This window comes from Paraburkholderia aspalathi (assembly GCF_900116445.1).
GTDB lineage: Bacteria > Pseudomonadota > Gammaproteobacteria > Burkholderiales > Burkholderiaceae > Paraburkholderia > Paraburkholderia aspalathi.
Genome location: NZ_FPBH01000004.1, coordinates 194124 through 218144, shown reverse-complemented (window position 1 = coordinate 218144; position 24021 = coordinate 194124). Strand labels below are relative to the sequence as shown.

The following is a 24021-nucleotide window of genomic DNA, read 5'->3' as shown; positions in this document are numbered from 1 at the left end:
ACGCTCGGAGGTAAAGGCCGTGAGTCTCGGCAAACGGAGGTCGTCATACCTGAAAAGCCAGACGAACAACCTGCCAGCAGACGCTTACGGCTGATACGCCCCAAGTGTCAAAAAATCAGCGCTCTGAAAACGAGTTGTGCAGACCTTCCCTAGCTCCAGCTCGGATACGACAATCTCGATTCCTTTGCGTCCCATGATCGCCTCTTACACACAGTGACTCGATCATAGAAACAATCTAATTTTATGCAAAGTTATTTCTGGGACGGAACACCAGGTCGTACCGATGCCGTCCATCGGTATCCCGACCAGTCATCACGAAACCGCTCTGAAGATCACACTCGTTCCCGTTCCTGATCGACGCCGCCCATCTGCTGTCCGGATTCTGACCGCCGTTCACACCTGATCCTCGACGGTATCTGGGGTGTAGGCGACAGCGTTCATGACCGAAGTCAGGACGTTGGCGTCATTCGGTTCGGGTTTTCATGGCTCCAATTATCGGCCGGAGCTGTGGTGACGTGAGGCGCACAGGTCGCACGCAGTCGACGAACCGGCTATCGATCCATACGTGACTTTCGGTTGAAAGGAGTGCGCCGGGACCGATACCCTGGTTAGCAACGAGGCCATTCGCCATTCGGCGCTTAACGATGGTGAGGTCCAAAGACGGCACGATGCCACCGGCCTTTGAGCGACCGCCTGATTAAGTTCGTTCCCAGCACGAAGACGATGCCGATCATGCTGCCAATACCGACGTTTATCGCGCGGTCGTCGGTTGAAAAAAGGGCATGTCCAGCGACGATGATTGCGACGGCGTGTAGCGCGCATCTCGTGCCGAATGCTATGACATATTGATTGAACGCGACGAGCGTCAATGCGAGCGCGGCCGTCAATACGTCTGAGAGTAGCGGGGCGTGTGGCATGAAGATTCCCACCAGCATACCGGCGGGCACGCCGACCATCGCGCCCATCATCCGGTCTTTCCATTTGGCGCACGCCGTCGCGACATCACCGGTGACGACGCTGGCGGCCGACCAGACCAGCCATTGCGCGTAGTGAACGTGATGCCACTCGACGAGCGATGCGGCGACGCCAACGGCAAGGGCAGCGGCGATCATCCCTTCGAAACAGCCGGGTGACGGTGTTTCCGAGACTTGCCGAACGGCGAGCCAACCAGGGCTGTTCGATCTGTCCGCGCAGCGCTTTGCAGGATAAGAAATGATCGCGTCCAGTATGACGGGTAGTGCCGCGCAAAGCAGATAGGGGAGCGTGTTGAGACCGAGGAGACCAAGCTGCGCCAGATTCCGCCCGTTCGCATCGTTTGCCGTGACGCAGGCGAGGTAGAGGACTGGGATGAAGGTGAAGGAGCCTACCCAGCGCATCTCTGTGCCCGCGGCAGTGACGGCCACGCAGGCAATCGCGAGCAACACTGACGCAATCACGAACAAAGCTGGCCTTCCGGCGGATATGGTCATTGCGACAAAACCGAGGCCTACGACGAGCAAATGCAGCAGCAGCCCGAGTGGGGCGAGGCGCGATCGCTCCGCCGCAATAAACGCTGAAACGGTCGCGATTTCGACGCGGAACCACATCGCGTTACCTGTCACGAGTCCCGCGATGAAAATAGGCGCAAGCAGCGTGGCGCCGCGCGACAGCATCCTGACGTTGATCAGATTAAACATATGGGCATGAAACCGGAGGCGACTAACGATGTTTTCTCTTATGGCCAACGTCCGGGTCGAGGCCGAGCGCCCATCGGACTCCTATACGTCTTATCTATACGGGCGGCGGTCCGCACTCTATCTCAGTCGCCAAGAACAGCGCGGACATCGAGTATCGGGTGCCAGTGCCGCATATACATGCAGCCAGTTGGGTTCATCCGCGCGCGGGGCTACAGCGCGATGCCCGCTGTATGCCCGTCGCAATGACCAGGCAGCACAAGACGCTCAGCGCATCGTATCTGCTTCGACGCGCACTGTCAGCGTTGCCCGCCGGCGGCTGCACAACAGGCGATATGTTCACGGTCTTGCGGGTACCGAGCAAACGCCTCGTCCGCATGACAGATCTTCGTCCGCCCGTGCGGTGCCGGCTCGCCGCTCTCGTTGAGATTGACGAACACCATCTTTTCGACAGTCAGAATGCTATTGCGGGTGATCTTGTTGCGGACTTCGCAGCGCAGCGTGATTGATGTGCTCCCGAAGTGCGTGGCGGTCATGCCGAGCTCGATGATGTCGCCTTGACGCGCCGAGCTGACGAAATTGATCTCCGACATGAACTTCGTGACAATGCGCTCGTTGGCGAGCTGGCAGATGGCATAGATCGCCGCTTCCTCGTCGATCCAGCGCAGCAGGCTGCCTCCGAACAGCGTGCCGTTTGGGTTCAGGTCTTCGGGCTTGACCCATTTGCGGGTATGAAAATTCATCGGGTATCCCATCGTTGAAAGTGGCGCGGCCTTGACGCGAAAAGCAAAATGAGGGTTAACACCTGATTTATGCTAGGGGTTTTCCCTAATGTCGTCAAGGCTGACAAAAACTGGCTCGAGGCCGGCGTCCCGATAGGCGGGACACAACCACATTGCTGACTGTGACGAGACGCGAACGAATCGCTTAAACGACAATCACTGTTGGGCGTAGGCCCGTCTGCCGTGTCATTGGGCGTCGTTGCCTCGAAAAATGGCGGCTCGTCGCTCGTCGACAGAGGTTCGCCGACGAGTTCGAGAGACTGCTCGTGGCCGATTGGGCGAGGTCGCCAACGGCCGCTTAGTGGCACTCCCGTTTGCAAAACCTGAATTTGGCTGACTGACCGGTTTGGAGAAAGTTGTCTGACCGGAGCGGGATCGGTCATGGTCTGACGTGCAATGCGCGGCCTGTGGGTTGACGCATGCGGGACGTGAAGCACAGGTCGGCCCATGAAGAGACAGTCGAAGCCAACCCGTAGATTGCCAACGATTCAGCGTCTCCGCGTTGGCCGACTTACAGCCACACGTGACTGAACTGCGTTTCAAAGCTCTGAACGCGCAAATGCCGAAACAAGATACTCGATGAAAACTCTAACCTTCATCGGCACTCGACGACCCGCCGGATAGACAAGGTGAATCGGGACGCGCTCGGGTTGCAGATCTGGCAGCAACACCTCGATGTCGCCGGATCGGATTTCTTCCGCCATGAGCCAGAACGGCGCCTGAGCAATGCCAAGCCCGCACAGCACCGCCGCGCGAATATGCTCCGCATCGCCAGTCAGCAGCGAGCCGTGCGGTACATAGGAGACCAGCTCCCTCCCGACCTTCAGCGACCAGGGGTAGCGCTCGCGGCCGTTCGCAAAGACGATGCAGGTGTGCTCATCGAGGTCCGCAAGCCGCGTCGGAACACCGTGAGCAGCAAGATAGCCCGGGCTCGCCGCGAGCACGAAGTCTGTCTCGGACAGCTTCCGTGCGGTGAGAGAGGAGTCCACCAGTCGCCCGTGGCGGACCGCCACATCGACACCGTCGCCGACGAGGTCGACATGCCGCTCGGATACCGACAATTCGATCGCGACGTCCGGATACTGACGGAAGAACCCAGGTAGCAGCGGCGTAATGCAAAGCCGCCCATGCGCCGGAGCCGTATTGACCCTGACCACGCCTCGTGGCGAATGCTGGCGGTCTCCTACGGACGACTCGAGCGCGTCGAACGCGTCCACGAGCTGCTTGGCCGACTCGTAGAAGGTTTGTCCTGCGTCCGTGATAACGACCTGGCGCGAGGTCCGCAAGACGAGTTGGGCACCAAGATGCCGTTCCAGCGCGCCGATCTGCTTGCTGACCGCCGGCTGTCCAATCCCTTCCTCACGCCCCACGGCGGAAAAACTGCCGCGTTCGACGAGGCGTACAAACAGACGAATCGCGTTCAATCGGTCCATATGGGCTGTCCGCATCAATTCTGGAACGGAATGGATGGTATGCCCCGACACAGCATTTCGGCAATAAGCGAAGTTGCTTAGGTTACGGGGTGTGCAATCACCGACACCTGAACCAGAGGACTGAACAATGAAAGCAATTTGTGTAACACGTGGCCGGGAGCTAGAGGTTCGTGACATTCCGACTCAGGACGAGCCCGCGCCCGGTCATGTGCTGATAGACATGGATGCCTCGGCGATCAACCATGGCGACAAGACTTTCCTGACGATGCCCACAGCGGCCGGTAACGCGCTCGCGTTGGACCAGCATGGCGTTTGGGGCGCGTCGGGGGCCGGGCGCGTGGCAGCGGTGGGTTCGGGCGTGCCCCTTGAATATGCGGGCAAGCAGGTGGCGATATACCGGTCGCTCGACAGAAGTTCGGAGAGTGTCGGGCTTTGGTGCGAACGGGCACATGTCCCTTATACGACCTGTCTGATCCTGCCGGACTACGTAAGTACGCGCGACTATTGTGGCTCACTCGTCAACGTCATAACGGCATACGCCTTTCTCGAAGAGATCGCCAACGCGGGCCACAAGGGCGTCATCGTCACGGCTGGGAACTCGGCCACTGGTTATGCGCTTGCTTCGCTTGCGCGCAGCAGAAACATACCGGCGATTTTCCTGGTGCGCAACGCCGCAGCGCGAGACGCGCTGGGCCGCTTGGGCGTGGAGCATGTCATCGTCACCACCGAGGGCTTCACCGACACGCTTGGTGTGCTGTCCACCGAACTGGGGACGACGGCGGTATTCGATGGCGTCGGCGGCGACTTGCTGACAGGAATCGCCCCCAGCTTGCCGACGAATTCGACGATCTATTCCTATGGGTTTTTGGGTGGCACTGCGCCGGTCTCTATTCAGTCCGTATTGTTCATGATGAAGAACCTGAGCATGAGGAGATTCAGCAATTTCGAAAGCCGGACGGTGAAGAAGCAGGCGAACCTCGTTGCGGCGCTGCAAACGCTTGAGGGCGTGATCGACGATCCCATGTTCAAAACCAGAATCGGCAAGGAATTCCGTTACGATCAGATCGAACTCGCCATGGCCTATGAGTCGCCGGATGGTGCCAAAGCTGTCCTTGTGACGTAGTTGGCCGCAGGCTCGCGACAACGTCTATTGTCGAAAACGCCGAACAGTCGGCATGGGCGGACTGCGTGGTCGTCATCAATCGGCCTGCAAGCGCGCGGGTACCCACGACTGACACGACCCTCGTCTGGCTTTCGGTGCTGGCTGGTGCCGGCGCGATCGCATTCGCCTCAGAATATTTCGACAGATTGTGAACCAGACATATGAGGCCGCGCGCAGTGACTCCACTTATCGTCATTGCCGACGTGTCCGACGCGCAGCAAATGCGCAACGCGGTCAGTGTGCCGCTGCGGCAATTCAACGAGCATAGGGCTGGTCCAGTTAATCCGCAGCCGCTCGCGATCACGCTGGTGCACCCAGGAACGGAAGCTATGCCTGCGGGTTATGGAGTGACACCGGTTCTATGCAGCTTCAACTGGGGCAGCTGTTTGTTCCCGAACGCCTGCGTGGCAGCGGCCACGGCAGTCATTGATGACGCTCGCAGAGCAGGAAGCGCGGCGCCGCGGATGTGTGTGGGCGCCTGGCTGGACACTTTCAGCTTTCAAGCGCGCGGATTTCAGTCGTCAAGTTTTTGGGAGGAAATACACAGTTAAACGACGAGACGCCGCAAGTACTTTTAAAGCGCACCTTTTTCGTAATGTGACTCAGCGTGCGCCAGCCACTTTTCGATAGCCGAGGCTGTCTCTACGGGGAGGTCGAGGGGGATCAAGTGCGATGCCCCTGGTAGGACGATAGTATTACCCTGATGAACGGCAGCGGCAAGTAAGACGGCGTAGGCCTCAGGCGTGTTAAGGTCGCGGTCGCCGACGAGCACAACGGTCGGGCACCGAACTGTGCCCAAGCGCGCCGAAGCGTCGAAGCCAGCGATCATTCGCCAAATCAGCGCATAGTCCGATGCATCGAGACGCAGCACGCTCAGAGAGATGCGATCAATAATGTCCGGCCGATCTCGTGCTGTCTCACTGGTAACCCAATAATGAACAAAAGGCAGAACGGCTTCCATGCCCCGCGCTTCGGCAAGTGCTGCGTGCTGCAGCATTGCAGCGCGTGCCTCATCGGAGAAGGTGGCTGCGGTCGCGAGGAGCATTAATGATCGAACACGGGCCGGGTATGAAATGGCAACTTCCTGCGCGATCATCCCGCCGATCGACAGGCCAATAAGATGTGCGGCTCTTACGGCTGCGTCGTCGAGGACAGCCACGATACCGGCCGCCGCCTTCTCGAAGCTCCAGTCTGCTGATGGAGCGGCCGATTGACCGTGCCCGGGAAGATCGACGGCGATCACATCATAGTTCGGCGCCAAGAGCTGGATCTGCTTCTCCCAATAGGAGAGATCCAGGCCAACAGCGTGGATCAGAACCACAACGGGCGACCCGAGCGTGCCCTGCCTGACCCAGTTCCAGCTTGTTCCATCTACATCGGTTTTCATGAGAGCGCTTTCTCCGCTTATCCTTTGTTCAGGCGCATTTTTGACAAGAAAGGCGCGCTCAACAAGAGCCAGTATGATACTGGTATTGCGGAGTGCCACCAAAAGGGATGCTATGCGCAGCAGTAAGCAATTAGGCGAGTTTCTACGGTCGCGCCGGACGAAGCTTCTCCCTGGCGACGTTGAGCTTCCCACTCTTCGTCGCAGGCGAGCACCAGGGCTTCGTCGTGAAGAGGTGGCGCAACTCGCCGGGATTAGCGTTGAATGGTATATAAAGCTCGAGCAGGGGCGGGCAGTGTCACCCTCTGCATCGACGATCTCGGCGTTGGGCCAAGCACTTCGGCTCGGTAAGGCCGAGTTGTCTCATCTGCGCGCCCTTGCTGAAACACCGAAACGCAAAGCCTTCGTAATCGAAGTTGTCCCTGAGACGATCAGCCATCTGGTTGCGAGTTTCCAACAGCCCGCCTACGTGCTCGGGCAGCGCTGGGACATCCTTGCGTGGAATGACGCGGCGGCCGACCTATTTACCGACTTCGCGCTTCTCCCGTGTGAAGAACGCAACATACTTCTCTACATGTTGGGTGACCCGGCGGCGAGGCGGCTGTTCGGTGAGACTTGGGGAGACGAAGCGCGCCGCATGGTATCGCTCTTTCGGGTCGCGCACGATTTGTGGGCGGGAGATGCAGCGTTCGGTACCTTGGTCGAACAACTGCGCACGCGCTGTCCGGAATTCAGTGAATGGTGGACTTCTCACGAGGTGGGGGCACCGGTGTCAGGTGTCAAGACAATGACCCACCCGGTTCAGGGCGATCTGAAGTTCAAGTTTGCTACTTTTCAGGCGAACGATAATCCAGCGCTGAAGCTTGCCATTTACGCCGTAGCCGGCGACGCTTAGCTTGGCTCAGCGTCGAAACCTTGCTGTCAAGCACTCGCATCGCAAGGATTCACCCAACGGGAGATGCTGACCTCTTTCGCGGCCCTCCCAATAAGTATAAGTAGGCTGGAAGTCGTGATTTATTTCACTTGATCTCACTCTCCCACGGAAGCCCGCTAGAGGACTGCCGGTGGCGGTGAGCTTGCCGTAAGCGGCTCGGGCAGGGTGGGTCCCGATTCGCGCGCGCGTGGGGCAATGATGTGAGAGCGTGGGGAGGTCCGGGCAGATCCAGAGAGATCGTTCCACGGTGGGGTATTCGTCCTTTCTGTGTTAAGTCTGGCGGTTTGTTTTGAATTTTCTTTAAAAAACAATCATTGGAGAATCGTCGTTTTAATGGCGTTCGGTTTGCTCTGCAGCCACGCTGCGCTCGCCGCGCGAAGCGCGCCGGAGTTGACGTTGACATGGGCCGTTGCTGCCGGGCTGGTGCTAAACCTCGCCGATTGACAGTCGGTCACCACAATCTGAGTAGGGTCGTTGTTGACATCGCTGCGCGCCAGGCAAGTAGCTTCCTGCGTAACCTGCTCGACACCCCTTGTTTGCTGCAGCGGACAGAACAAATGGCTAACCGGTGCGCGAGATCGCGCGGCGCGGCATCCCTCTGACTTACGGATCAGCGTCGCGGGCCCAAGTTGACATAGGCGGTCGACCGGTTACGCCGTTCGAACCAGCGTCTTTATCGGGATCACCTTCCCACCCGGATAAAGACCATTGTCATAGATCCCCGATTGCTACGTCCTGCCTTGCTAGTTCTCCGCCGAGAAAGTCGACGAATGTCCTGAGCTTGGCCGACAGCTGATGTCGTTCAAGATAGATTGCATGGATGTCCGCATTAGGAAGCGTCCAATCATTGAGCAATACGACGAGCTTCCCATCCCGAACCAACGCCTCCGTCTCCCATTGCGAACGAACGGCAATGCCGCGTCCGTCGAGCGCCCATTCAAGAACCGCGGTGCCGTCGTTGCTGCTTAACGGCCCGTCAACCTTGACCGTCTCATTCTTTTTCCCACGCGTGAAGTGCCAAGTACCGTAAGCCGATTCATTCTCCCGAAGTACGAGACACGCATGCCGCGTTAGCTCGTGCGGCGTTGTTGGTGCGCCGAACGCCGTCAGATATTCCGGCGATGCGCACACGATCCGCCGGTTCTTCATCAGCAGTCGTGCATTGATGCGTGCGTCGGGGACATCGCCGAAACGAATGCCGAGGTCAAAACCTTCGTCCTGCAAATTTACCGGTCTGTCCGACAAATGGAGTTGGATCTTGATCGTCGGATACCGCGCGACGAACCTCGATATGGCCGGCGCCACGCGTGTACGTCCAAATCCGAACGATGCATTCACGCGCAGCAACCCGGCTGGTTCGCCACGGCTTTTCGCGACCAACTGCTCGAGTTCCGCAAGTTCATCGAGAATCCGCGACCCGTTCGTCAGGTACAGCTCGCCTTCGGGCGTCAGGCTGACGCGGCGGGTCGTGCGGTTCAGAAGCCGTACGCCTAGCCGCCGCTCGAGTTGTGCCAAGCGCTTGCTGATAGAGGGCGGCGTAACCCCCAAATCTCGCGCCGCCGCCGCTAGATTGCGATGCCGCGCCACCCTCGCGAAGAGACTAAGGTCGGAAAAACCGTCCATTCGATTCGTTCCCAAAAGTGAAGACTGGATTGCTTCAATAGAAATCATGTCGATCGACGCATCAATTAGACTTCATAAAACTGATGGAGGCAATGATGTTCGACAAATTCAAGGACGTATCGGCGACCGTCGACGGCGTCAAAATTAAGGCAATCACCGGAGGCGCAGGGCCGGCATTGCTCCTTCTACATGGCCATCCACAGACTCACGCTATATGGCATAAGGTCGCACCGGCGCTGGCACAGCACTTCACGGTAGTCGCCGCAGATCTTCGCGGTTATGGCGACAGCGGCAAGCCTCAAGGTCTGTCCGATCACAGCAATTATTCAAAGCGCCGCCTCGCGCAAGATCAGGTTGACCTGATGCACGCGCTGAGCCATGAAACGTTCGCGGTCTTGGGTCACGATCGAGGCGGCCGTGTTGCGGCCCGCATGGCGTTGGATCACCCGCAGGCGGTAACAAAGCTCATTACGCTCGACGTCGCGCCAACCTTGGCAATGTACGAACAGACCTCCTTCGAATTCGCCCGCGCCTATTGGCACTGGTTCTTCCTGGTGCGCCCGGCGCCGTTTCCCGAAACGCTGATCAACGCCGACGCCGACCTTTACCTCAAGCAGACCATTGGGGCGCGCAGCGCGGGCCTGAGGCCGTTCACGCGCGAGGCCTACGCGGAATATCTACGATGCCTGCAGATCCCCGGCACGGCGCACGGCATCTGCGAGGACTACCGGGCAAGCGTGACGATCGACCTGGAGCACGACCGCGAGTCGCTCGCGACCGGCCAAAAAATCGCGTGCGAGTTCCTGGCGCTTTGGGGCGCCGATGGCGTGATTGAGAAGTGTTTCGACCCGGTCGCCGAATGGAAGTCGTTTTCCGACAACGTCACGGGCTGCGCGCTGCCTTGTGGTCATTACATCCCTGAGGAAGCGCCCGAGTTGTTGATTGAGTGTGCCTTCCCGTTCCTAAAAAACTAAAACCATGCCAACCTCCACAACCTTCTATAGAAAACTCGTCGATACGCACACGGTTTCGCGTATCGATGATCAGAACGTTCTACTGTACGTCGACCTGCATCTGATGAACGAGTACACGAGCCCCCAAGCGTTCAGTGGTGTCCGGGCCAAGAACCGTCACGTGCGCCGCCCGCACCAGCAACTCGCCGTCGTTAGCCATATTATCCCGACCCACGCGGAATCACCCCGCGTGATTCGTGATTCCGCATCGTTGCTGCTAGCCGACAACCTCGCGCGCAATTGCGATGAAGCCGGCATTCGCCTGTTCGCCGCTAATAATCTGCTGCAGGGCATCGAACATATCATCGCACCCGAGCTGGGCCTGATCCGACCCGGCATGGTCGTCCTCTGCGGCGATAGCCACACGACAACGTATGGAGCGCTTGGAGCACTCGGATTTGGAATCGGTACGTCAGAGGTCGAGCACGTGCTTGCCACGCAGACGCTCGTGTATCGCGTGGCGCAGACCATGCGTATCACTATCGATGGCGCATTGCCTTACGGCACGTCGTCGAAAGACTTGATCATCTGGATCATCAGCCAGATCGGTGCTCAGGGGGCAAGGGGTTATGCGGTTGAATTCGCCGGATCGACCGTGGCCGCCCTTTCGGCCGAAGCTCGCATGACCCTGTGCAATATGACTGTGGAGGCGGGCGCGCGGGCCGCGTTGATCGCGCCCGATCAAGTGACTTTTGACTATGTTCGCGCCCATGCAACGTCGCTCGATGACGCCGCGTGGCAGACCGCGCTTACCGACTGGGCCCAGCTCAGGTCGGACGAGGGCGCAACTTTCGATGCGGAGCACCATTTCGACGCGAGCGAAATCGCCCCGTACGTCACTTGGGGCACGAGCCCTGATCAGGCAATGCGCGTCGACGAGCTCGTTCCCGACGCCGCTTCTCAAGTCACGCCCGAAGCCGCCGCGGCATTGCAGCGGGCGCTGAAGTACATCGATCTCGAATCACATCGGCCTATCGCGGGAACGCCGATCGACCGCGTCTTCATCGGTTCGTGCACAAATGGACGTATCGAGGATCTGCGTATCGTCGCCGAGATTGTACGCGGGCGAAAAGTCGCCCAGGGCGTGCGAGCGATGATCGTGCCGGGGTCGGGATCAGTGCGTCGACAGGCCGAAGCAGAAGGCATTGCACACATTTTGAAGAGCGCCGGTTTCGAATGGCGCGAGCCGGGTTGCTCCATGTGTCTAGCGATGAACGACGACTTTCTGCAGGCGGGCGAACGCTGTGCATCCACTACCAATCGAAATTTCGAGGGACGGCAAGGACGGGGGGGGCGCACGCATTTAATGAGCCCCGCGATGGCTGCCGCCGCGGCGCTGACCGGCAAAATCACTGATGTCCGAACGCTGGAGAGCTTCCATGTCTAAGTTGACCGTGATAGAAGGCAGTGCCGCGCCGTTACCGATTGAGAATCTCGATACCGACCAGATCATGCCAAAGCAATTCCTTCGGATTATCGATAAGGTTGGCTTGAGCGCAGGCCTTCTTTACGACCTCCGTTTCGATGAACATGGCGACCCTATCGATTCGTGTGTATTGAATCGGCAGGAATATAAATCCGCGCGGATCCTAATCGGGGGATCGAACTTTGGTTGTGGGTCAAGCCGCGAACACGCAGTCTGGGGCCTTCAGCAATATGGTTTCGAGGCCGTCATCGCGCCTAGCTTCGCGGAGATCTTTTACTCGAACGCGATGAATAATCGCCTGCTTCTAGTGCAACTGGATCGTGAGGCGGTTGACGTTCTGCTGCGCGAGTCAGTGAAAGCTCCGAAGTCCGAATTAAAGATTGATCTCGAAGCGCAGACCGTGACGTCGAATGCAAGCGGCAAGACCTTCAACTTCCCGCTGGGTGTACGCCATAAGCGCATGGTGATCGAAGGGATGGACACGATCGACCTTACGTGCACGCAACTTGCCGGCATCGAAATATTTGAAAAGCGCCACTTTGAGCGCTATCCGTGGGCTGCCGTGATGTAGCACGCGCGGCTTCGGCCGCATTCAGAACGACGCGAGTTCGACAGCTTCCGGGCGCTTGCCATGAAGTGGTGAGGACGCGCTTTCAATTATAACGGAGGAGACATGAGATCCAAGCCCGTCAGGAAACCGTTTTACAAGGTACTTTACGTCCAGGTAATCGCCGCGATCATAACCGGCATACTACTCGGCCATCTTGTTCCTTCCGACGGCATTGCGATGAAACCGCTCGGCGACGCCTTCATCAAACTCGTACGCATGATCATCAGTCCAGTGATTTTCTGCACGGTGGTGACAGGAATCGCGAGCATGCACGACATGCGCAAGGTCGGACGCGTCGGCGGGAAGGCGCTGATCTACTTCGAGGTTGTATCGACAATAGCGCTGGCGATCGGCCTGCTCGCCGCACATGTCCTCCAGCCGGGCAAGGGCTTTAACGTCGATCCTTCGACACTTGACGCAAGCTCCATCGTGGGGTACGCAGCGAAGGCCCAGCACGGGGAAGGCCTGACCGGCTTCCTGATGCATGTCATCCCGGACACGTTCGTTGGCGCATTCACACAGGGCGACATTTTGCCAGTGCTGCTAATCGCGATGTTGTTCGGCTCCGCTCTCGCGGTGATGGGCGAAAAGGCGAAGCCGGTGATCGACTTGATCGACGCGTTATCGAAGGCGTTTTTCAAGATCGTTCACATGATCACCAGTCTTGCGCCGATCGGTGCCTTCGGGGCGATGGCGTTCACCATCGGCCGATACGGCATTGAATCCCTTCTGCCCATGATGAAACTCATCGGCACATTCTATCTAACCGCGTTTCTGTTCGTGGCGTGCGGGCTGGGACTGGTCGCGAAGGCTTGTGGGTTCAGCTTATTTCGCTTCTTGGCATATATCAGAGACGAGTTGCTGATTGTACTAGGGACGTCGACATCGGAAGCCGCATTACCGCAATTAATGGAAAAACTGGAACGGCTCGGCTGTTCGCGCGGAATTGTCGGACTGGTCGTGCCGACGGGTTATTCGTTCAATCTAGATGGCACCAACATCTACATGACGCTCGCCGTGCTGTTCCTTGCGCAGGCTACAAATACGCACATGACCGTTATGCAGGAAATCACTCTGCTCGCGGTGACCATGCTGACATCGAAAGGATCAACTGGGGTGACTGGCGCGGGATTCATCACCCTGGCCGCGAGTCTTTCGGTGGTGCCGACGGTGCCGGTCGCGGCGATGGTGCTAATTCTCGGCATCGACCGGTTCATGTCGGAATGCCGCGCGCTGACAAACATTATCGGGAACGGCGTGGCGACAATCATGGTCGCTGCGTGGGAGAAGGAGCTGGACCGCGGCATGTTGCGCGCCCAGTTGGAGATGTCGAGATCGGAAAACGGCCGGGTGGGCAAAGACTCCCGAAAACTCAATGCGGATTACGAGTTCACAGACCGGCAACGTTAAGCGGTATGCCAACTTGTCGAGCAGGGTGGAGCGACGGCAGGAAATAGCGGTCCCTCTCGGTGCCGAAGGTATTCTATGTGTCGCACGATGTTTTTGCAGGCGCCCTCCGGTACAAACCCAGCTGCTGCAAACGGCGGAGACCGTCCTTTGCCAGAAACAGGAATCGCAATGAAGATGAAAGTCGTTGCTGCAGGCACATTGAGCACGTTTGCAATCGCCGCCCGCGCGCAAAGCAGCGTGACGCTCTATTCGCGTCGCGACGTACGTAGTTGCTCGATCCACTCGAGCGCCCGAAGTAAGGCGTCGTCCTGCGAGCTCGGCTTCAGCGAGAGTTGCTCGAGACACTGGAGTAACAACGAGCGCAGGTTTTTGTACGGCGCGAGCAGGAATGGAAAGATGTGATTGCCAGCCTGCGCAAAATGCTCGTTGCAGCGAATCAGGACAGCATCGGGATCGTTGTTCAACGCGGCACGCATCTGCGCGATGCGCATGGCAGCGGGTGTTTCGTCGTCCTGCAGTACGTTCGGGACGTCGCGGAACTTGCTGACGGGCGACTGCAACTGGTCGGCGTGCGCGAGCTGGTACTGCTGGGCTCGCAGCTTGGCGGTGTGCTCGAGGTTGCGCACGGTTTTGATGAAAATCTCGGCGACGTCGTCGAGCGCTTTCTGAGGTTGCGCGAGCATGAAGTAGCGCTTGGCAGGCTTCAGCGCCCGCATTTCGTGCACGTCAAGTGGGGCGTGCCTCAGTGACGAACTGCATGCGCTTCGCGACCGAGAGTACGCTTGGCACGGGCGGCAAGCCATCGGCCAACGCGTTCATGGCCTGAATGTGCTCGAGGAAACGCGCGATCTCGCGTGGTCCGGGCCGCTTCGGTTCGCGATTGAGTTCGTCCCACTGTGTTCGGCCGCGCCGGACCAGAAACAGCGCGTCGACACGGGCTTTCAGATCATCATCGAGAGAATCGACGAAGGCGCGGTAAATCGATTCGTGGAGCTGACTGCGGGCGTGGCCAGCGCTCCGGGTGAGCGTCGCAAGCGGCGGCAGCTCGTAGCGGCGTCGGACCAGCTCTTCCAGCATCACGTCGACGATGTCCGGCAACTCCGCCTTGGTCCTGGCCGCGTGCGCGGCGATATCAGCCAGCCAGGCGTGTGTAGTGCTGTCGACGAAGAATCCGGACGAACTCACGGAGGATTTTTCTGGTGCCGGGAATTGCTGCCTGAGCGATCGTAGCGCGCGAGGGTGGTGCGCGGCAGCGGGCGGACGCCGAGCACGGTGCATACGTGTTCGATGATGACCGGAGGCACATCCGAGACTACCGGCATGTACCCGAGGCGCTGCAGCAGCTTCAATTGCGCGAGGACCGGCACGCGCGTAGGCGCCTGACGGAACTGGCCAAAAACGAACCGGATCTCGGCTGCGCTGGGCGTGTAGACCGTTCGCAATTCTGCCTCTTCCAGCTCCACCGGGAGTACCGGGTATGCTAGTTCATGAACCTTGGTCATCGAGTAGCGCATCAGATGCGCCTTTCGGGGTAATCGTACTTTTCGTGCAATTTCTGGCGGTTTGATCCTGAGACCCCTTATCGATCAACGATCTGCGCGTTCTCCGATTGCTCGAAAACCGTGGAGCCGCTGAGCCTTGCTGCGAGTTGCTCTGCATGCGACTACCGCCAGATTCCGCACGAAAAGTACGATTACCCCACCATCGCAAGCTGCTCGAATTGAAGGTCGGCCGAATGAGCAAACACACCCCGCGAGGATTGCCAGCGTTATCTGCGCTCGAGGCATTGTCCGTTCACCTTGAAGCCGTTCGGGAAGGTGAGCGAAAGCTCATCGCAATGGAGATGCACGATGAGCTGGGACAACTGCTTACCGCTTTGAGAACGGAGGTGTTGCTTTTAAGGCAAGAACTGTTGCCTGATTCGATTGCGGCGCAAAAGGCCGACGAGATGAAAAAGCTCCTCGACACGATCATGGGCGTTGTACGCAGTGTGGTGAATCAAGTGCGGCCCGCTGCGTTGGACCTGGGGATCGTACCTGCACTTGAGTGGCTGGCGGACGACTTCAGCCGTCGCACGGAGATTTCATGTCGACTCAGTGCGGTGGGTCCTGAACCGCGTCTGTCTGAAATGCGTACGGCAGGAATTTTTCGCATCGTCCAGGAGTCATTGACGAATGTCTTACGCCACGCGTCTGCGTCGCACGTAGAGATCAGGCTCACCAAATCGGGTTCTAAAATTGAACTGGTCGTGAGAGACAACGGAAAAGGGTTCGATATGCCAGTGCGCCGCCTCGGGTCGTATGGACTGTTGGGGATGGCCGAGCGGGCGAGGATGATGCACGCGCATCTGAAAATCGAGAGCCGGCCGGGAAACGGTTCTGTGGTCGAGTTGCTTGTTCATGAAGATGGTCACAGTGCAGATGGTTAGCGCAATTCACCGGTTGCGGCCAGGACCGTAACTGTCCTGTATTTGCGCCAGCGGGATATCAGGACTCGTCTCCGAAAGTTGGCCGTTTCCCCGGGGAAACGGTTGACACCATTCGTTTTTCTTTTCCCTCGCGACATTTTGCGGAAACGTCTTGGTACACTGCCGCCCGACGGCCGGAGGCGATTGCATGGCGACACCGGGCGAGCTGTTCGAGCAGGAGTTCGAGATGTGGACGCCGGCGCAAGCCAAAGCGTTTTTCCGCGCCGGAATGGTGGACGAATTTTTCGTCAGCGATGTGGGTGGCGAGTTATGGGTGCTCACCCTGCTCGTCGTCGGCCGCTAGGGCCAACATCAGCTATGCAGACGACGGGCAGATGCATCTCGACCCTTGACATCCCGCCCAATTAAAGAAGCGGTCTTTCGCAGTCGGCGGCTGAACGTCTGCTGACGAGCAACGATACGCCAGTTTGGGAAGCGACGACCGATGATTCGGCGGATCTAACCTACGCCCGACGGCTGATTTCCGTTTGAGCGATCCGTTCGCGTGCGACTCTCACCGTCGCGTTCGACGGCCCACTGCTTACGCCCGACAACTCGCGGGATTATCTGCAGCGTCACCGTGTTCCCGCGTCTCCAGCCGCATTGTCGGGGCACAACCTGCTTCGCTACACCGGGCCCGTCTCGACGCATGAATGGCGGATGCGCAAAGACAACTGGCACGAGACTATCATGCCGGCTGGAACCTATCGTTCGAACGACATAGGCGCCCTGCTCGAAGCAGCGGGCCGCGGTATTGGCATCGTCGGTTTCCGCGACTGGGCGATGGTCTCCGACTTCGCAACCGGCACCTTGGTCCAGGTCTTGCCACAATGGCGTTTCGACGCAGACGAAGGAATCTGTCTCGTTCGGCCGTCCAGACAGTTCGCGCCCGCGCGGACCGAGGCGTTTATCCAGTGGATCACCTCGCTGTTTGTGGGCGGCCTTCCTCGGGACTTGCGGGCAATTGCAGGAATCGGGGGAATGAGCCGATCAACCTGAACGCAGAAGGACGCGTCCAAACGGCCTCTCGCGATGAGCTGTGGGGCGGCGACGGCCGCGAAGATAGCGCGGGCCCGTTGCTCCCCGTTTGGAGTCCATCAATCCCCGGGCGCCGCCCACCGTTGGGCACTAACCTCTGCCAGCGCCTCGAATACAGCCGGCGTGCGTTCGAGGCGGGCGATAGTCCGCGCGCCTTCGAGGGCGGCTACCAATGCGGCTGCCGTAGCGGACGCGCGCGCGGGAGCGAAGCCGCACCCCTTGAAATGCTCCGCAATAATCTCGGTCGACTCAGCAAATCCGCGCGCTACGCGTTTGGTTAACTCAGCGTCGAGCGCGGGCAGCTCATTGGCCAGATTCTGCATCAGACATCCATACCGAAAATCAGAGGCGACCATTTCGGCCGCAAATGTGCTGAAAATCTGATGAACAAAATTCAGAGGGTCACCCGTCGTATCCGCCGAGATGTTACGCAACACAGCAATCCTATTCGCAACGTAGTCATCGATTGCTTCTTCTGCGAGTTGTGCCTTGCCGCGTGGAAAGTGAAAGTAGAACGATCCTTTAGGCGCACCGCTTTCTTCGAGGATCTGGGTCAATCCGGTCGCAGTGTAGCCCTGGATGCGAAACAGCCGTTGGGCGGTGGCAATGGCGCGAGGGCGGGCATCAGTCGTACGTGGCATGCCGAGAACATAGCATGTTCCGCTTGATGATTCTATGGTGATTACTATACTATGGCGATCACCATATAAGGAGTCATCGATGCGCCTCGACCCAATTGCAAGTCAGGAAGGTTCGTTCCGTGATGCGCAGCCTGCCCGGACTGCGGCAGGAATAACTGAAGGCGAAATGTGCGGATTTTTGCGTTCATCGCATGCACAGCGTCTTCGTGCCGGGGCTGATCGTGCTCGATCGCCCTGTTGCCGTGCGAATCATTCGTCGCGTGCGTTATCGCTGAAGCTGAAGACAGCGTTTGCGCGCGGACGGGTCGTTCCCTCATGAGTGATCCACTTGGCGTCAAGCCATCGGCGTCCCGACGAGCCGTCCTGGCGATGGGCGCGCTCAGCCTGTTTGCCTCTTTCATCCGACCCGCCCGCGCAAACCTCATAGGAGGAATTGATTTGTCCACATCCACATATGGCGAGGGAACGCTTCCCAAGGGCGTCCGCTCGCGCATGATCCATGGGGTCAACGGCCTCGATGTCCATGTTCTCGAGGCAGGTTACGAGGACCCCGGCCGGCCGCTGGCATTGCTTCTGCATGGTTTCCCCGATCTGGCTTACGGCTGGCGACACCTGATCCCCATCCTGGCTGATGCCGGCTACCATGTCGTGGCGCCCGACCAGCGGGGTTTTGGACGCACCACCGGTTGGGTGAACGACTATGACGCCCCGCTGGCGCCTTTCAGCTTTTTGAACATGACGCGCGACGCCCTCGGACTGGTGTTGGCGTTGGGGTATCGGCGTACGGCAATGCTCGTCGGCCACGATCTGGGCTCGCCCGTGGCGGCCTATTGTGCGCTAGCCCGGCCTGACGTCTTTCCCTCGGTTGTGCTGATGAGCGCGCCGTTCCCCGGTGCGCCGACGCTTCCGTTCAACACTGCGCAAAGCGAGGCATCGTCGGTTCAACCGAACACCGGCAATCAAAAGTTAGCGGCTGCGCTGGCGGCGCTCGACCCGCCGAGAGAGTATTACCAGCAATACCTGAGCACACGGGAGGCGAACCGTGACATGTGGAACCCTCCTCAGGGCTTGCACGCGTTTCTTCGTGCGTTTTTCTATGTCAAGAGCGCCGACTGGCCGGGAAACACGCCGCATCCGTTGAAAGCGCTGACCGCAGCAGAACTTGCACAGATGCCCACCTATTACGTCATGGATCTCGGCAAGACGATGCCCGAGACCGTTGCTCCATTCCAGCCTTCCTCCGCCGAAGTCATGGCTTGCAAATGGCTCACCGAGCCGGAACTTCGGGTGTACACGCAGGAGTACGGCCGCACAGGGTTCCAGGGTGCCCTGCAGGCTTATCGCGTCTTTTCCGATCCTGATCTGAACGCTGAGCTGCGCCTGTTTTCGGGCAGGACGATCGACGTTCCGTCGCTCTTCATTGGCGCAAAGAGCGATTGGGGCACCTATTCGGCGCCGGGCGCGCTCGAGCTCATGAGGACGAAGGCGACGACGAGAATGCGGGACATCGAGCTGATCGACGGCGCCGGTCACTGGATCCAGCAGGAGCAGCCGGTTCGGCTCGGCGAGCTCCTGCTTGCCTTTACCAGGGAGGTGGGTGGGGCGGATGCCCGCCGAATACGACTCGGCGCTGCTTGAACTCACGAATGCCATCCTCGCCACACTGGATCACGAATCGTCCAGGCAAGCAACGCTGGATACCGACGAGCGATGCTACCGGATGCTGTATGCGGCCACCCCGGCCATGTTGCATTCGATCGATTCAGAAGGGCGCCTGGTATCCGTCAGCGAGGTCTGGCTGACGGCTCTCGGCTACACGATCCGCAATCTTCAGCTGCGGCAAGTGCCGATGGTGGAAGCACTCGCAGATGCCTGCATGAAGCACGCGAGGGCCATCGTGATGACGACGGTAGCGATGACCGCGGGCATGCTGCCGAGCGCGCTCGGCTTCGGCGCCGACGCGAGTTTCCGACAGCGATGGCCTTTGCGGTGATCGGCGGCCTGTTGACCTCCGCGGCGCTCAGCCTGCTGGCGGTGCCTGTCGTGTTCTCTTACTCGACGCCCTGCGGCGCACGGTTGCCCGGTTGCCCGGCAGGTCCACGGGCGCGATACGAGCGGGGGACTGCCCGCTGAGCCGCGCTTCTGCGCGAAGCTTGCGCCGCGTCTCGCTCGATTCGCCGCCTTTTTGTGAGTAAGTAACGGGTAAGTCGGCCGGTCCTAAAGTCGATTGCGTCTCATCCATCCACTTGTAGGAACGACTGTGAAAAAAACTCTCCGCCGTAAGCACCCGCTGCTGTTGGCCGTCACATCGGCCTTTCTGTATTCGGGCGCGGCCTGGGCAGACGGTGTCAGTGCGGACCCGCCCGAGGCGGAAGACAGCGGCTTCACCGTGCTGAGCAATGCGACGAATGTGACGCACTGGGGCCTCGGCGCGGCAGTCGGAATCGAGTCGTCGCCCTACCGAGGCGACGGCAGCCGGGTCGCGGCGATTCCGCTGATTTCCTTCGACAACAAATGGGTGCACGCCTTCGGCACCACGGTCGATCTGAAGGTCGGCAAGTGGAGCGATGTGACCGTCACGCTGCGCGGCAAGTTCGACGTCTTCGGCGGCTACAAGGGGTCCGACGCGCCGATCCTGAACGGCATGGAGAACCGCAGCGGCGCGTTCTGGTATGGTCCGGCGCTCGCATGGAAAACCGCGTTCGGTACGCTGTCGGGCGACTACCTGTTGGGAGGGAATAAGGGTGAGACGGCTAACCTCGACTTCAGCAAGTCCTTCGATCTGGGCAACTGGTCAGTCGAGCCGCACGCCGGCATTGAATGGTTAAGCAGCAAATATGTCAACTATTACTATGGCGTACGGCCGTCGGAGGTGCAGGCGGGACGCCCCGAATACACGGGCAAGGCGTCCTACGACATGTCGATCGGTACGCGAGTGGACTACAGGTTCACCCGCCATCAGATGGTGAGTTTCGATTTAGGGGTGACCCATCTCAGCAGCGGCATCACCGACAGCCCGATCGTCGGAAAGAGATACATTCCTCAGGTCAAGCTCGGCTACCTTTATCAATTCAAATGAGCGCAGCGTCATGTCGCGAGTCGCACTGATCGAAGACCACAAGCGCCTGGCCGCGATGGTGCGCCAGGCCCTGTCATCTGCGGGAATCGAAACCGATCTGTTCTCTACTGTCTCCGAGGCCAGCTACGGTGTGAACCGGGGCGACTACGCGGTGCTGATCATCGACCGCGGCTTGCCTGACGGGGATGGGCTTACCTTCCTGCGCGCGTTGCGTGCAGCAGGCCAGATGACGCCCTGCCTGATGCTGACCGCACGCGATGCGCTGCATGACCGCGTGGACGGCCTCGAGAGCGGCGCCGACGACTATGTGACCAAGCCGTTCGCGATGAGTGAACTGGTCGCCCGGGTACGCACGCTGATGCGCCGGCCGCCGACGCTGGCGGAACTGGTCCTGTCGTTCGCCGACATCATCGTGGATCCGCAGCAGCGCGCGATGTGCCGCGGTGCCGGGGCGGTCCTGCTCGCGCCCGCCGAATTGCAGATAATGCTGTGCCTTGTGAAGGCGGCCGGCCGGACCGTACGGCACGCGGCACTCGAACATGCAGCCTGGGGCCTGGGCGAGGCGGTGACGCCCAACGCGCTGGAAGTGACCTTGCACCGGTTGCGCAAGAAGCTGACGACGCTAGGCTCCACGACGCGGCTCGCAAACATCCGTGGCGCAGGTTTCGCGCTGCAGGCCGCCAACGAAAACGGACCGGGCGATTTGCCCGACCAACCTGTGTCAGCAAAGAGGGGCGTATGAAACAGCTGATTCTGATAGTCGACAGCGATCCCGCGTGTCGTGACGCGCTGCGCACCTACCTGCAGTCGAGCGGTTTCGATGTCGCGGTTCTGTACGAACCTGGCAAGGTCACACAGCGCGTGGAGGTGGAACGGCCGGCACTGATCGTGATGACGAGCGGCGCGACCTGGGGCAGCGGCCTTGCCGCGCTGCAGGCGCTGCGACGCGGCGGCGACGACCTGCCGGTCATCATGCTCGGCGAACGGGATGACGTCACGGAGCGCATTGTGGCCCTTGAATGCGGCGCTGACGATTTCATCTGCAAGCCGTTCAACGTCCATGAAGTGCTGGCCAGAATCCGCTGCGTGCTAAAACGCACTGTACAGACTCCCCTGCAAGACCCGGTGCTCAAGCGGCCGTTCAGTTTCAACGGCTTCGAACTGGATTACGCATCGCGCAGCCTCACGTTTCAGGCCGAACCGGTTCCGCTCCAGCAGACCGAGTACGCGGTGCTCAATCTGTTCACGAGTGCGCCCGGGCGGGTTTTATCGAAAGAGGTTATCGCGCAGCGCATCTGGCCCGATACGCCGCCCCGGCTGGCCGCCGTGGGCGTGTGGGTGCACCGTCTGCGCAGACGGATCGAGCAGGACGCCGCCGTGCCGAGACTGATTCAGACGGTGCGCGCAAAGGGGTATGTGTTTCGTCCGGGATCGGACGACTGGAGCTCTGGCGTGTCGCGAAAGTACCAGGCGTCCATGCCGCCGTCCGTGGCAGAGCCGGTTCGAACCGGCCTCAGGTAAATTGCTAACCCGCCGGCGCTCATCCAGCACCGACAGCCAACCGCTACTCATTCGACATGCTCAATCACTGGATTCGAAGTCTGTCCGCGCGCCTGTGGCTGACCAGCATTGCCGCGCTGGCGATTTGCCTGACCGTACTGGCCACCCTCGTCATCTACGTGTTCAGTCACTTCCCGGAGGAGACGCTCGGTCGCAGCGAACAGCGGGAGAAGGTCATGCATGTTGTAGACGGGCTCGTCTTCGACGATGCCGGCCATCTGGTCTCGGTACGGCTTCCCGACCGCGAGGCGTGGCTGTTCAACGCGGCGCCCACTGAACTCCAATATCGCGTGCTTGATGAGCGGGGCAGCGTGCTGTTCGCGTCGGGCGACACGCGAGACAGTCGTCCATGGCTTGAGGGCGATCCTGCCACCGCGAACGGCAGGATCGTGCAGGCGAGCATCGACAGCAAACCGTTCGACATAATGACGCAGCAGGTTCCACACGGGCAGGCGGTCTATTACATTCAGACCGCAACGAGTCAGCGCCTGAACCAGGCGCTGATCGGCGTGAAGATCGCTCCGATACCGGACATCGTCCGGATCACGTTTTTCATTGCGACGATCATTTTCGGGCTGACGCTGACCTTTACCGTGCATCGGGTACTCCAGCCGCTCAGGCAGGCGTCGCGCGCCGCTGCGCTGATCACGCCGCGCAATCTGACGACACGCCTGTCCTCCGAGGGGATTCCGAGCGAGATCAGGCCGCTGATCAGCGCCTTCAACGAGACGCTCGGCAGACTCGAAAATGGTTTCACGGTGCAGCAACAGTTTCTGGCGTCAGCCGCGCATGAACTGCAAACGCCGCTGACTCTGATCCGTGGCCAGATCGAACTGCAGCCCGAGATCGAGGACAAGGAACTGCTGTTTCGCGAGATCGATCTGATGGCGCGCCAGGTCCGGCAATTACTGCATCTGGCTGAAGTCAGCGAATCGCAGAACCTTACCTTTGGCGAGGTAAGCAGTGTGGACGTCGCGCAGGACGTCGTCGGCTATCTGGAGCGACGGGCCGACCGGAAACACGTGAAGCTTGAGCTGGAGACACTGAATGCGCCATCGTCGATCTGGGCGGACCGGAGTGCGCTCTTTATCCTGCTGAAGAACATCGTCGAGAACGCGATCAATGTTTCGCCGCCCAATAGCGTCATCACGCTGATCATCGATGACGTCTCGATCCAGGTGAGGGACGAGGGGCCTGGCATCAGGCAGGAATACCTTCCCTTTCTTTTCAGGCGGTTCTGGCGTGCCCCGGATGCGCGGCACGACGGCGCCGGCCTCGGGCTCGCGATTTGCAAAGAAATCGCTCTGGCGCACGAATGGCGGTTGACGGTGAGTAGTCTAGGAGAGGGGACGCGGTTTACCGTCTTGCTGTAGACCACTTGCGGATTGTCGCCGTGCTCGTTTTGGTCGTAACTCTAACCTGAACCTGGGACCAGAATTAGGGTTCTGTCGCGGTAAGCGCGTCTGCTATGGTGAGAGGTCCCAAGACGAACGATGTACGAATGGTCAAGACACCCAACGCCGTTTTGAGCAAGGCGCTCAAACGGCTGCATTACCCACCGGGCGTAATGCTGACGTGCGTACGTTGGTACGTCGCCTACCCGTTGAGCCATCGCCATCTGGAAGAGATGATGTCCGAGCGGGCTGTGTCTGTCGACCATTCGACGGTCCGCCGCCGGGCCATCAAGTTGCTACCTGTACTGGGAAAGGCGTTCGGACCGCGCAAAAAAGGGTCGCCCGAAGTTGGCGGATGGACGAAAGTGTGTCACGAACACAAGCGAAAGCTT

Annotated in this window: 21 protein-coding genes and 3 pseudogenes; 17 read left to right on the top strand and 7 right to left on the bottom strand. The window is 59.6% G+C overall.

Going from position 1 to position 24021, the window contains the following annotated elements; genetic code table 11:
• Positions 1–638: 638 nt before the first annotated feature.
• From BM438_RS08370 to BM438_RS08360, 3 genes are all read right to left on the bottom strand, one after another.
• A complete protein-coding gene (locus BM438_RS08370) occupies positions 639–1724 on the bottom strand; it encodes an FUSC family protein (protein WP_167378341.1) in 1086 nt (361 codons plus the stop codon).
• Positions 1725–1972: 248 nt separating this feature from the next.
• Entirely contained in the window at positions 1973–2416 is a 444-nt protein-coding gene (locus tag BM438_RS08365) for an acyl-CoA thioesterase (RefSeq protein ID WP_093633816.1), read from the bottom strand.
• Between the two features lie 578 nt (positions 2417–2994).
• The gene (locus BM438_RS08360) at positions 2995–3888 is read right to left on the bottom strand and encodes a LysR family transcriptional regulator (protein WP_093633815.1); all 894 of its coding nucleotides are present in this window, start codon (positions 3886–3888) and stop codon (positions 2995–2997) included.
• A gap of 127 nt (positions 3889–4015) precedes the next feature.
• Here BM438_RS08360 and BM438_RS08355 point away from each other — a divergent pair, with 127 nt between their 5' ends.
• A complete protein-coding gene (locus tag BM438_RS08355) occupies positions 4016–5011 on the top strand; it encodes an alcohol dehydrogenase catalytic domain-containing protein (protein ID WP_093633814.1) in 996 nt (331 codons plus the stop codon).
• Positions 5012–5226: 215 nt separating this feature from the next.
• Positions 5227–5601 carry a hypothetical protein gene (locus tag BM438_RS44715; protein WP_143131667.1) on the top strand — a complete coding sequence of 125 codons (375 nt, stop codon included), beginning with the start codon at positions 5227–5229 and terminating at the stop codon, positions 5599–5601.
• Positions 5602–5624: 23 nt separating this feature from the next.
• Here the strand turns inward: BM438_RS44715 and BM438_RS08350 are convergent, their stop codons facing one another.
• Complete coding sequence (locus tag BM438_RS08350; protein ID WP_093633813.1) at positions 5625–6437, bottom strand: alpha/beta fold hydrolase; 813 nt, start codon at positions 6435–6437, stop codon at positions 5625–5627.
• Positions 6438–6510: 73 nt separating this feature from the next.
• Between BM438_RS08350 and BM438_RS08345 the strand changes: the two genes are divergently transcribed.
• Positions 6511–7329 carry a helix-turn-helix transcriptional regulator gene (locus BM438_RS08345; RefSeq protein WP_341865744.1) on the top strand — a complete coding sequence of 273 codons (819 nt, stop codon included), beginning with the start codon at positions 6511–6513 and terminating at the stop codon, positions 7327–7329.
• A gap of 750 nt (positions 7330–8079) precedes the next feature.
• On the opposite strand, the gene BM438_RS08340 is transcribed toward BM438_RS08345, so the two are convergent.
• The gene (locus BM438_RS08340) at positions 8080–8991 is read right to left on the bottom strand and encodes a LysR family transcriptional regulator (RefSeq protein WP_093633812.1); all 912 of its coding nucleotides are present in this window, start codon (positions 8989–8991) and stop codon (positions 8080–8082) included.
• 95 nt (positions 8992–9086) lie between these two features.
• On the opposite strand from BM438_RS08340, the gene BM438_RS08335 reads away from it, so the two are divergent.
• From BM438_RS08335 to BM438_RS08320, 4 genes are all read left to right on the top strand, one after another.
• Positions 9087–9965, top strand: a complete 879-nt coding sequence (locus BM438_RS08335) for an alpha/beta fold hydrolase (protein ID WP_093633811.1) — start codon at positions 9087–9089, stop codon at positions 9963–9965.
• A 4-nt stretch (positions 9966–9969) separates the two neighbouring features.
• Positions 9970–11391, top strand: a complete 1422-nt coding sequence (leuC, locus tag BM438_RS08330) for a 3-isopropylmalate dehydratase large subunit (RefSeq protein ID WP_093633810.1) — start codon at positions 9970–9972, stop codon at positions 11389–11391.
• Complete coding sequence (gene leuD, locus BM438_RS08325) at positions 11384–12001, top strand: 3-isopropylmalate dehydratase small subunit (RefSeq protein ID WP_093633809.1); 618 nt, start codon at positions 11384–11386, stop codon at positions 11999–12001. Before leuC ends, leuD begins: the two co-directional genes overlap by 8 nt.
• A gap of 102 nt (positions 12002–12103) precedes the next feature.
• Positions 12104–13450, top strand: a complete 1347-nt coding sequence (locus tag BM438_RS08320; protein ID WP_093633808.1) for a dicarboxylate/amino acid:cation symporter — start codon at positions 12104–12106, stop codon at positions 13448–13450.
• Between the two features lie 248 nt (positions 13451–13698).
• Here BM438_RS08320 and BM438_RS46950 read toward each other — a convergent pair.
• A pseudogene (locus BM438_RS46950) lies at positions 13699–14952 on the bottom strand (DUF4158 domain-containing protein); the annotation flags it as partial.
• Between the two features lie 233 nt (positions 14953–15185).
• On the opposite strand from BM438_RS46950, the gene BM438_RS08310 reads away from it, so the two are divergent.
• The 3 genes from BM438_RS08310 (at position 15186) to BM438_RS08305 (ending at position 16916) form a co-directional block, all read left to right on the top strand.
• Entirely contained in the window at positions 15186–15878 is a 693-nt protein-coding gene (locus BM438_RS08310; RefSeq protein WP_167378340.1) for a sensor histidine kinase, read from the top strand.
• 187 nt (positions 15879–16065) lie between these two features.
• On the top strand, positions 16066–16221 hold the full coding sequence (locus BM438_RS45425; RefSeq protein WP_167378339.1) for a hypothetical protein: 156 nt from the start codon (positions 16066–16068) through the stop codon (positions 16219–16221).
• Between the two features lie 191 nt (positions 16222–16412).
• Entirely contained in the window at positions 16413–16916 is a 504-nt protein-coding gene (locus BM438_RS08305; protein WP_093633806.1) for a LysR substrate-binding domain-containing protein, read from the top strand.
• Positions 16917–17014: 98 nt separating this feature from the next.
• Here BM438_RS08305 and BM438_RS08300 read toward each other — a convergent pair whose 3' ends face one another.
• On the bottom strand, positions 17015–17596 hold the full coding sequence (locus BM438_RS08300; RefSeq protein ID WP_244179286.1) for a TetR/AcrR family transcriptional regulator: 582 nt from the start codon (positions 17594–17596) through the stop codon (positions 17015–17017).
• A 492-nt stretch (positions 17597–18088) separates the two neighbouring features.
• On the opposite strand from BM438_RS08300, the gene BM438_RS08290 reads away from it, so the two are divergent.
• The 7 genes and pseudogenes from BM438_RS08290 to BM438_RS08260 form a co-directional block, all read left to right on the top strand.
• Positions 18089–19234 carry an alpha/beta fold hydrolase gene (locus BM438_RS08290; RefSeq protein WP_093633803.1) on the top strand — a complete coding sequence of 382 codons (1146 nt, stop codon included), beginning with the start codon at positions 18089–18091 and terminating at the stop codon, positions 19232–19234.
• A gap of 214 nt (positions 19235–19448) precedes the next feature.
• Positions 19449–19791, top strand: a pseudogene (locus BM438_RS08285) (efflux RND transporter permease subunit); the annotation flags it as partial.
• A 65-nt stretch (positions 19792–19856) separates the two neighbouring features.
• A complete protein-coding gene (locus BM438_RS08280) occupies positions 19857–20675 on the top strand; it encodes a MipA/OmpV family protein (protein WP_093633802.1) in 819 nt (272 codons plus the stop codon).
• Positions 20676–20685: 10 nt separating this feature from the next.
• Positions 20686–21417 (top strand): response regulator transcription factor, encoded by a 732-nt coding sequence (locus BM438_RS08275; RefSeq protein ID WP_093633801.1) that lies wholly within the window; start codon positions 20686–20688, stop codon positions 21415–21417.
• Entirely contained in the window at positions 21414–22196 is a 783-nt protein-coding gene (locus tag BM438_RS08270; RefSeq protein WP_093633800.1) for a response regulator transcription factor, read from the top strand. Before BM438_RS08275 ends, BM438_RS08270 begins: the two co-directional genes overlap by 4 nt.
• 56 nt (positions 22197–22252) lie before the next feature.
• The gene (locus tag BM438_RS08265) at positions 22253–23608 is read left to right on the top strand and encodes a sensor histidine kinase (RefSeq protein WP_093633799.1); all 1356 of its coding nucleotides are present in this window, start codon (positions 22253–22255) and stop codon (positions 23606–23608) included.
• 128 nt (positions 23609–23736) lie between these two features.
• Positions 23737–23996, top strand: a pseudogene (locus tag BM438_RS08260) (IS6 family transposase); the annotation flags it as partial.
• Positions 23997–24021 lie beyond the last annotated feature (25 nt).

Coding starts and splice junctions, on each gene's coding strand:
- BM438_RS08365 (WP_093633816.1), bottom strand. CDS start 2,416: ATGAATTTTCATACCCGCAAATGGGTCAAGCCCGAAGACCTGAACCCA.
- BM438_RS08360 (WP_093633815.1), bottom strand. CDS start 3,888: ATGGACCGATTGAACGCGATTCGTCTGTTTGTACGCCTCGTCGAACGC.
- BM438_RS08355 (WP_093633814.1), top strand. CDS start 4,016: ATGAAAGCAATTTGTGTAACACGTGGCCGGGAGCTAGAGGTTCGTGAC.
- BM438_RS08350 (WP_093633813.1), bottom strand. CDS start 6,437: ATGAAAACCGATGTAGATGGAACAAGCTGGAACTGGGTCAGGCAGGGC.
- BM438_RS08345 (WP_341865744.1), top strand. CDS start 6,511: ATGATACTGGTATTGCGGAGTGCCACCAAAAGGGATGCTATGCGCAGC.
- BM438_RS08340 (WP_093633812.1), bottom strand. CDS start 8,991: ATGGACGGTTTTTCCGACCTTAGTCTCTTCGCGAGGGTGGCGCGGCAT.
- BM438_RS08335 (WP_093633811.1), top strand. CDS start 9,087: ATGTTCGACAAATTCAAGGACGTATCGGCGACCGTCGACGGCGTCAAA.
- leuC (WP_093633810.1), top strand. CDS start 9,970: ATGCCAACCTCCACAACCTTCTATAGAAAACTCGTCGATACGCACACG.
- leuD (WP_093633809.1), top strand. CDS start 11,384: ATGTCTAAGTTGACCGTGATAGAAGGCAGTGCCGCGCCGTTACCGATT.
- BM438_RS08320 (WP_093633808.1), top strand. CDS start 12,104: ATGAGATCCAAGCCCGTCAGGAAACCGTTTTACAAGGTACTTTACGTC.
- BM438_RS08310 (WP_167378340.1), top strand. CDS start 15,186: ATGAGCAAACACACCCCGCGAGGATTGCCAGCGTTATCTGCGCTCGAG.
- BM438_RS45425 (WP_167378339.1), top strand. CDS start 16,066: ATGGCGACACCGGGCGAGCTGTTCGAGCAGGAGTTCGAGATGTGGACG.
- BM438_RS08300 (WP_244179286.1), bottom strand. CDS start 17,596: ATGCCACGTACGACTGATGCCCGCCCTCGCGCCATTGCCACCGCCCAA.
- BM438_RS08290 (WP_093633803.1), top strand. CDS start 18,089: ATGATCCATGGGGTCAACGGCCTCGATGTCCATGTTCTCGAGGCAGGT.
- BM438_RS08275 (WP_093633801.1), top strand. CDS start 20,686: ATGTCGCGAGTCGCACTGATCGAAGACCACAAGCGCCTGGCCGCGATG.
- BM438_RS08270 (WP_093633800.1), top strand. CDS start 21,414: ATGAAACAGCTGATTCTGATAGTCGACAGCGATCCCGCGTGTCGTGAC.
- BM438_RS08265 (WP_093633799.1), top strand. CDS start 22,253: ATGCTCAATCACTGGATTCGAAGTCTGTCCGCGCGCCTGTGGCTGACC.